General features: G+C 65.0%; 8 protein-coding genes. 4 read left to right on the top strand and 4 right to left on the bottom strand.

Annotated features, from left to right (window positions below; translation table 11 throughout):
• Nucleotides 1–201 (top strand): hypothetical protein (locus BUC15_RS20585; RefSeq protein ID WP_217652298.1); only part of this gene is annotated, 201 nt, incomplete at its 5' end.
• Here BUC15_RS20585 and BUC15_RS18030 read toward each other — a convergent pair.
• The 3 genes from BUC15_RS18030 to BUC15_RS18020 form a co-directional block, all read right to left on the bottom strand.
• Entirely contained in the window at nt 191–1,156 is a 966-nt protein-coding gene (locus BUC15_RS18030) for an ABC transporter substrate-binding protein (protein ID WP_084189732.1), read from the bottom strand. The two genes, BUC15_RS20585 and BUC15_RS18030, sit on opposite strands and share 11 nt — an antisense overlap.
• Before the next feature lie 70 nt (nt 1,157–1,226).
• On the bottom strand, nt 1,227–2,237 hold the full coding sequence (locus tag BUC15_RS18025) for an ABC transporter permease (RefSeq protein WP_073191276.1): 1,011 nt from the start codon (nt 2,235–2,237) through the stop codon (nt 1,227–1,229).
• A complete protein-coding gene (locus tag BUC15_RS18020; RefSeq protein ID WP_073191271.1) occupies nt 2,234–3,802 on the bottom strand; it encodes a sugar ABC transporter ATP-binding protein in 1,569 nt (522 codons plus the stop codon). Before BUC15_RS18020 ends, BUC15_RS18025 begins: the two co-directional genes overlap by 4 nt.
• Nucleotides 3,803–4,212: 410 nt before the next feature.
• Here BUC15_RS18020 and BUC15_RS18015 point away from each other — a divergent pair, with 410 nt between their 5' ends.
• From BUC15_RS18015 to BUC15_RS18005, 3 genes are all read left to right on the top strand, one after another.
• Complete coding sequence (locus tag BUC15_RS18015; RefSeq protein WP_073191269.1) at nt 4,213–5,142, top strand: sugar phosphate isomerase/epimerase family protein; 930 nt, start codon at nt 4,213–4,215, stop codon at nt 5,140–5,142.
• A 35-nt stretch (nt 5,143–5,177) separates the two neighbouring features.
• A complete protein-coding gene (locus BUC15_RS18010; RefSeq protein ID WP_073191266.1) occupies nt 5,178–6,356 on the top strand; it encodes a Gfo/Idh/MocA family protein in 1,179 nt (392 codons plus the stop codon).
• Nucleotides 6,357–6,448: 92 nt separating this feature from the next.
• Nucleotides 6,449–7,462 carry a LacI family DNA-binding transcriptional regulator gene (locus BUC15_RS18005; protein WP_217652297.1) on the top strand — a complete coding sequence of 338 codons (1,014 nt, stop codon included), beginning with the start codon at nt 6,449–6,451 and terminating at the stop codon, nt 7,460–7,462.
• A 636-nt stretch (nt 7,463–8,098) separates the two neighbouring features.
• Here BUC15_RS18005 and BUC15_RS19700 read toward each other — a convergent pair.
• Nucleotides 8,099–8,320: a hypothetical protein gene (locus BUC15_RS19700; protein WP_139280358.1), complete on the bottom strand. Its 222-nt coding sequence runs from the start codon at nt 8,318–8,320 to the stop codon at nt 8,099–8,101.
• Nucleotides 8,321–8,441: the final 121 nt, after the last annotated feature.

Below are 8,441 nucleotides of genomic sequence, written 5' to 3'. Positions count from 1 at the left end.
CACGGTGCAGGCACCCGACCACAGTCGCCAGACAAGGTCCACGATGGTTTCGTCACGGGCCGCTCGTACCTCACCGCCCGGCTCAACCAACGCACGGCCCCGCTCAACCAACGCACCGCCCGGCTCAACCGACGCACGAAAGACGCCCCCACAGAACTTCGTCTGCGGGGGCGCCTCCGTTGGTTCAACGTCAGCCGATGACCTGCTGAACTTCCTCGCTGTCGATGTTGTCCGGGGTAACCCAGATCGACTCCGAGACGATGTTCTTCTCGGTGGGCTCTTCGCCCTTCGAGGCGTTCACCAGCAACTCGACCGTCTGGTATCCCATGTTGAAGGGGTTCTGGACGATGACGCCGGCAATCTTGCCCTCCGTGAGAAGCGTCAGGACGTCAGGCGAGGAGTCGATGCCGACGACCTTGATGTGCAGGCCCTTCGCGTCGACCTCGTCGGCGATGGCGATGGTCGAGTCGTCGTCGGTGCCGAAGAAGCCGACCAGGTCCGGGTGCGCCTGCAAAATGCCCTGAGCCTTGTCACGGGACTTGGCAGGATCGGATTCGCCGTTCTGGACGTCGACGACCTCCATGCCGGGAGCGTTCTGCTCGATGTAGTCCCTGAAGCCGTCACGTCGGGCCGCGGCCGTGCCGACCTCGCCGTGCGCGATGATCGCGACCTTGCCCTCGCCGCCGGTCAGCTCGACGAGTTTCTCGGCTGCCTGGGCGCCCATACCCTCGTTGTCGGAGGCGACGGTCGCCAGCGGGACGTCGGAGCCGGCGAGCGGGGTGTCGAAGACGACGACCGGGATCCCGGCCGCCTGCGCGTCGTCCATGAGGCGGGGAGCGCCATCCTGCGCACCGTCCTGAGGGGCGAACCCGATGCCGAGCGGCTTGTCGTTGATGGCGGTCTGCAGCTGGTTGAGCTGCTTGTCGCCTTCGGACTCGGTGTCCGGTCCGTTGAAGGTGACCTCGACGCCCAGTTCCTTGCCTGCGGCCTCGGCTCCTTCCTTGACCTTCATCCAGTATTCGGCAGAGTTTGCCTTGGCGATGAGGGCGACCCTCCCGCCGTCGGTGGTACCGCCCCCGTTGCCGGAGTCGCTTCCGCAGGCGGTCATCCCCACGGCGAGCAGAGCGCCAAGAGCGCCAGCAATCAGTTTCTTCACGAGTGTCTCCTTCGATTTGCGTGAAACTGGGTGGACATTTGTGGTTGATTCTCGAGGAGGACCTGGTTGGTCACTCCTCCTTGCCGCCGCGGCGCATGATGTCGACGTAGACGGCCAACAGCACGACGGCGCCAAGGACGACCTTCTGCCACTGATCCTGAACACCCATGACGGTCAGGCCGTTGAAGATGGTCTGGATCGTGACGGCGCCGATGACGGCACCGAAGATCGAGGCGCGTCCGCCTCGCAGCGAGGTGCCACCGATGACGGCGGCGGCGATCGCGTACATCTCGTAGCCCTGGCCGAGCGTCGGCTGGGCGGCGGAGAGGCGCGACGACATGAGGACGCCGGAGATACCGGTGAACAGGCCACAGATCACGTAGGCCAGCACCTTCCAGCGGTTGGTGTTGATACCGGAGATGCGCGTGGCTTCTTCGTTCGAGCCGATGGCGAGCGCGTAGCGACCGACGGCTGTCTTGTTCATCACGACGCCCGCGATCACGGCCAGAACGATGAGGATCAGGACGCCGTTGGGCACCTGCGGGATGAGCTGACCCACGGCGATCTGGTCGTAGCCTTCGATGCTGCGCAGCGAGACGGTGCGGCCGTCGGCCAGGACCAGGGCGCCACCCCAACAGACCATCATCATGGCCAGCGTGGCGATCATGGGTTGCATCTTCACGTAGGCGACCAGTAACCCGTTTATCAAGCCCAGTAGCGCCCCTGCTGCGAGACAGCCGAGGATGCCGACCCACATCGGCAGGCCGAATCCACCCTGTTGCGCGATCAGGACGGCGCCGAAGACCGAGGTCACCGCCATGCCGAGGCCGGGCGTCAGGTCGATGCCGCCGGTCGCGATGACAAATGACAGGCCGAGCGCCTGAACGCCGGTGACGACGGAGGCGAGCAGCAGCGATGAGATGTTGCCCCAGCTCGCGAAGTTCGGCTTCATCGCAGTGAAGAAGATCACGAGCACGATGAGGACCAGGACGACCATGCCCTGTTGGATGAACGCCTTGTACCGGTCGGGGATCCCACGCCGTGCGCGGCCCGTGACGGCGGTATCTTGCATCGCTGTCATGACTGAACCTCGCTCGTGTTGTCTTCGATGACGCTGAATTGGGTGGCCAGTTCCATGATCTTTTCCTGGGTGGCCTCGGAGTTGTCCAGGAAACCGGTGATGCGTCCGTTGCACATGACGGCGATCCGGTCGCTCATCCGGAGGACCTCCTCCATCTCGGATGAGATCATGATGATCGACTTACCCTCGTCGGTGAGCTTGTCCAGCAGGTCGTAGATCTCCTGCTTCGCGCCGACGTCGATCCCTCGGGTGGGCTCATCGAAGATGAGGACATCGCAGTCTCGTTCGAGCCACTTGGCGAGCACGACCTTCTGCTGGTTGCCGCCGGACAGGTTCCGGATCCGCTGATTGACGCTTGGCGTCCGGGTGCGCAGCACCTCGACCCACTTCTGGGCCACCTGCTTCATCTTGCCGTCCTGCAGGATCCCGCCTTTGGTGAACGCCGGGATGGATGCGAGCACCGTGTTGGCGGTCACGTCCTGGTTGAGGATCAGACCATAGCGCTTTCGGTCCTCCGACAGATAGCCGATTCCCTCGGCCACCGCATCTGCTGGGTGGGTGATCTTGACAGGCTTGCCGCCGACGATCACCTCGCCGTCGGTCATCGGATCGGCCCCGATCAGCGCCCTGGCAGTCTCGGTGCGCCCGGCCCCCATCAGCCCGGCAAACCCGAGAATCTCGCCCTTCTCGAGCGTGAAACTCACGTCTTTCAGGAGCGGCGCCGTCGAGAGGTGCTTGACCTCGAGGATCGGTTCCGTGGACGCCCGGGGTTCGGGCCGGATGTCAGAGGCGATCTTTCGCCCGACCATCAGCTGAATGATGTCCGGGATGGTCAGCTCGGAGGCGGGCTTCGTCGCCACGAACTCGCCATCTCGTAGCACCGTCACCTGGGTCGAGAGCTTTCGGATCTCCTCCATGCGGTGGGAGATGTAGACGACCGCGGTGGTCGGGGAGAGGAAGTTGCCGATGATGCGAAACAGGGTCTCAACCTCTGTCTCGGTCAGGGCCGCCGTCGGCTCGTCCATGATCAGTACGGACGAATTGAACGAGAGTGCCTTGGCGATCTCGACCATCTGTTGGGCCGCGACGGTGAGAGTGCTCACGCGTGCCCTCGGATCGATGTTGACCCCCAGCCGGTCCAAGAGCTCTTCAGCCTGCCTGTTGAGGGCGGCATCGTCGTTGAGGAAGCCCATCGTCTTGGGCTCCCTCCCGATGAAGATGTTCTGGGCAACGGTGAGGTGGTTCATCAGGAAGAACTCCTGATGGATCACGCTGATACCCATCTGCTGCGCCGACAAGGGCGTGGGCAGCACGATGCGCTCGCCGCGCAGGCGGATCTCCCCGCCGTCATGCTGGTAGAGCCCAGACAGGATCTTCATCAGGGTCGACTTTCCGGCCCCGTTCTCCCCTACGAGGGCGTGTACCTCCCCCGTTCTTAGTGTGAAACTAACGTCGTTGAGTGCCCGGACCCCCGGGAACACCTTGCTGACGCCGTCTGCTTCGAGCAGAATCTCGCCCGCCCTGCCCGTTGGGGCCGGCTCGGCTTCTGTTCCCGGTGCTGTCATCCTCAGCCTCCTTGCTGTTGGAACATGGTTCGCTGTCGGAACTTCCCCGGGGCCATCGTGGACCCAGGATTGAACGGTGCGCTCCGCCATCGTTGCAAGTACCGACCAAACTGTCAAGGGTTTTCTGCGGACAAAGGGCGACCATTGACGGGACAACTGGCAGCCCGCAGTGTCGGCGACCCGGCCAACGCCTTGTCAGTAGCCAACAGCACAGTCTGACCCCACCACCGAAACGGACTGAATGTAACGACATGGTAACGATCTACTTGCACCACGGTGTTCAAGCCCCGCGAAAACTCGACAAACTCGGGGCTTGACTAGACAAACGAAAGCACTTACGCTGGAGGAACTAGAGCGGTTCAAATGGCATCGGAGCCAACCGCCGGGCAGACACGAAGAGGAGAGCGGAGATGACATCTCGCGCAGTGAACCCCCAAGCCCCCTACAACAAGCTGAAGGTCGGTACCGCACCCGACTCTTGGGGCGTGTGGTTCCCCGAGGACGACAAGCAGGTCTCTTGGCAGACCTTCCTCGACGAAGTGGCCGAGGCCGGCTACGAGTACATCGAGACCGGCCCGTTCGGCTACCTCCCCACCGATCCTGAGACCCTCCGGGCCGAGGTCGCCAAGCGCGGCATCACCGTGGTCGCAGGCACCCAGTTCGGCGTGCTGCACCGCGACGAGGACTGGGCACAGACCGAGAAGGACATGCGGGCCAACGCCGAGGTCCTGAAGGCCATCGGCGCCAAGTTCCTCGTCTACCTGCCCCCGATGCTGCGCGACCTGCAGACCGGCGGCTGGGCCGAAGACCCCAACCTCACCGATGACGCGCTGAAGCTGTTCGCTGGCAACGCCAACAAGCTCGGCAAGATCCTCAAGGACGACTACGGCGTGACCATGGCCGTCCACCCCCACGGCGACTCGCACATCGAGACCCTCGAACAGATCGAGCGGTTCTTCGCAGAGACCGATCCCGAGTACGTCTCCTTCTGCCTCGACACCGGCCACCTCGAGTACGGCGAGGTCGACACCGTCGAGCTCATCCGCAACTACCCCGACCGCATCGCCATCGTGCACATCAAGCAGATGGACCCCGAGGTCGTCGCCCGCGTCCGAAAGGAGGACCTCTCCTTCGGCGAGGCGGTCTCCCTGGGCGTCTGTGTCACCCCCGACGGCGGCGAGCCCAAGGTCGGTGCCGTGATCGACGCACTGGCGGCGCTCGACAAGGAGCTCTACGTCATCGTCGAGCAGGACCTCTACCCCGTGGCACCTGAGGTGCCGCTGAAGCTCGCCATCGAGACCCGCAAGGTGCTCGCCCAGAACAACCTCGGCGTCCTCTGAGACCCCGCACGAAAACCACCCAAGGAGAAACTCCAATGACCGAACAGCTCTCAGTCGCAGTCATCGGCGCCGGCATGGCCGGACGCAGCCACGCCAACGGTTACCGCCAGGCCAACACCATCCATGGTGGCGGTCTGCCGAGGATCCGCCTGGCCGCGATCGCCGACATGAACCTCGAACTGGCCCAGTCTGTGGCCGACCGCTACGGCTTCGAGAAGGCCGTTGGCTCCTGGCAGGAGGTCGCCGAGGACCCGACGATCGACGCCGTCAGCATCGTTGTCGGCAACTCGCTGCACAGGGAAATCGCCGAAGCCATGCTCACCGCAGGCAAGCACGTGCTCTGTGAGAAGCCGCTCGCGGCTTCCCTGGCCGACGCCGAGGCCATGGTCGCCGCGGCGGAGAAGGCCACGACGGTCGCCGCCACCGCCTACTCCTTCCGCCGCAACCCCGCCATCGAGGCGATCCGCGATCTCCTGGCTTCCGGTGAGCTCGGCAAGCCGTCGATGGTCGAGGCGCACTACCTCGCCGATTACGCCGCCGACCCGGAGGGCCCGATGAGCTGGCGCTTCCAGGGCCCGCTAGGCACCGGCGCCCTGATCGACCTCGGGGCACACATCATCGACCTGGCCGAGTACGTCTGCGGCCCGATCGTGTCGGTCGCCGGCGCCGACTTCGGCATCTCGATCCCCGAGCGTCACCTGCCGGTCGGCAGCGTAATCGGCCACGACCACGCAGAACTCTCCGAGGAGACCCAGCCGGTCACCAACGATGACTCCGTCGTGTTCACCGCCACGTTCGCGAACGGCGCCGTCTCCGCCTTCCGCGTGTCGCGCGTTTCGTTCGGCACCCCGAACGACCTCGCCATCACCGTCACCGGAACGCAGTCTCGCGCCGTCTTCGACTGGGCGCGCCCGGCCGAGTTCATCGTGAGCGACACCCAGCCGAGCGGCAACACCCGCGGCGACCGCGTCGTCTACGTCGGCCCCGGAACGGCGCGCGTGTTCGACGACGCCGTCCCGATGCCCGGCGGCAACATCTCGTTCGGCTACGGCGATCTGTTCATCTACCAGATCCGCGCGTTCCTGGACCAGATCCTGGGCCGCGAATCGATTCTCCCGCCGTGCGCCACGTTCGCCGACGGTCTGCACACGATGCGCGTCTGTGACGCGATCGCCCGCAGCGCCGCCGACGAAGGTCGTCGGACGGAGATCTGAGCCACCGACCAGGGGCAACCCGAGCGACCCGGACCCGGATTGGGTCCGGGTCGTCTCCATTTGGCTATCCTCATTTCATCGAAGACGACGACATGATCCCCAGCACCCGGCGCCCGGTGACGATGCAGGACATCGCCACCGAGCTCGGCGTCTCGCGCGCGCTCGTGTCGATGGCGTTCCGGGATGTCGCGGGAGTCAGCGCCCAGACCAGGCTGACGGTGCTCGAGACGGCCAAGCGGCTCGGGTACCGGCACAACCGGGTCGCATCCCGACTTGCCAGTAAGGTCACCGACACGTACGGGGTGTTCCTGCTCGACCTACGTCAGGACGTCTACGCCGACATGTTCGACGGGATCCGCAAGGTCGCCGACGAAGGCAACAAACACTTGGTGCTGGCCGTCGGCTCAATCGACGGTCGTCGTGACGCTCGGGCCCTCGACGAACTGTTGCAGTCACGCGTCGACGCGGTGATCGCCACCGGGCTACTTCTGCCCGACGCCGAGGTGCGCGCCTTCAGCGCCCAGGTCCCTCTCGTCAGCGTCGCACGAAGGATCGACGGGGTCGACAGCGTCCACTCTGACAACGCGGCCGGAGCACGGGCCGCCACCAGTCACCTGCAAGACCTCGGGCATGAGCGGATCGTGTTCCTTGCGAACCCGGTAACCGATGGCTACCTCGGTCGACGGGACGGGTACATGGCGACGATGCAGACGGCGGGTTTGGAGCCGTGGATCGTCGAGTCGCACTATTCGAGGCGGCAGGCGGCCGAGGACATCGCCCCGGTGTTGGCGCTGCCGCCGGGACGGCGTCCGACCGCGGTGTTCGCGCACAACGACCAGGCGGCTCTGGGTGTTCTGGACGCGATGGCGGCTGCCGGGCTGCGACCCGTGGCCGACGTGTCGGTCGTCGGCTACGACAACTCCCTGGTGAGCCGGGCCCCCGGCACGCTGTTGACCACGGTCGACATCCATGGGGAGGAATTGGGTCGGTTGGCGACCGAGGTCGCCGGGCGAAGGTTGGCCCACCCGGAAGCTGAGCCGGCCAACTTGATGTTGGAACCGACGCTGATCGTGAGGGCCACGACGGGCCCGGTCAGCGTCGGTTGAGCCACAGCTGGTTGAGCCGGGCCGCGAGCTTGCGAGCCGCCCGTGACGAAACACCTGGCACACGGTGCAGAAACCCGACCACAGCATCTCGGGAGACTCCCCGAACAACGTCCACGATGGTTTCAGACACGGGCCGTCTGACCGTCCAAGCTGTGCATAGATCTCTGCATACGTGGAGGCAACCGCGATATGAGGCCGCCTCCACACATAGAGAGATCTGTGCGCGCCTCAGAGTCTGGGATGCGACGGTGGCAGGGTCTGGCTGCCGGATGCGGGTGGTTTCGACACGGTCCCCGGCGCTCCGCGCGGCGGGACCGGCTCAACCAACCGCCGGTTGAGCCGGGCCGCGAGCTTGCGAGCCGCCCGTGACGAAACCACCTGGCACACGCGATCCACCGTCGACACCAGCCTTCTGGCGTCGACACCAGCGGAAGGGCGCGTCACCAGCGGTATACGGCTGGTGTCCAGCAATACTGCTGGTATCGGCCACAAATCGCTGGTGTCCACGGCGACCAACAGCACTAGCGGGAAGGCTCGACACCAGCAATCCACCGTCGTCACCGGGGATATGCCGTCGACACCAGACTTCTGACGCCGATACCTGCGGAAAGGCTCGTCACCAGCGATCCACCGTGGTTACCAGCCTTCTGACGTCGTCACCAGCGATCCGGCGCCGATACCTGCGGAAGGGCTCGTCACCTGCGGTATACGGCTGGTGTCCAGCAATACTGCTGGTATCGGCCACAAATCGCTGGTGTCCACGACCATCACCACCACCTGGCTGCTCGACGGACGAGCGCGGCGGGCCTCACAGAAGTCACCCAGCCCGGCGCCGATACCTGCGGAAGGGCTCGTCACCAGCGATCCACCGTCGTTACCAGCCTTCTGACGTCGCCACCAGCGATCCGGCGTCGATACCTGCGATAAGGCTCGTCACCAGCGATCCGGCGCCGTTACCTGCGGAAGGGCTCGTCACCAG

Source organism: Tessaracoccus bendigoensis DSM 12906 (assembly GCF_900141915.1).
GTDB classification, from domain to species: domain Bacteria; phylum Actinomycetota; class Actinomycetes; order Propionibacteriales; family Propionibacteriaceae; genus Arachnia; species Arachnia bendigoensis.
This window is presented reverse-complemented; position numbering and strand designations above follow the sequence as displayed.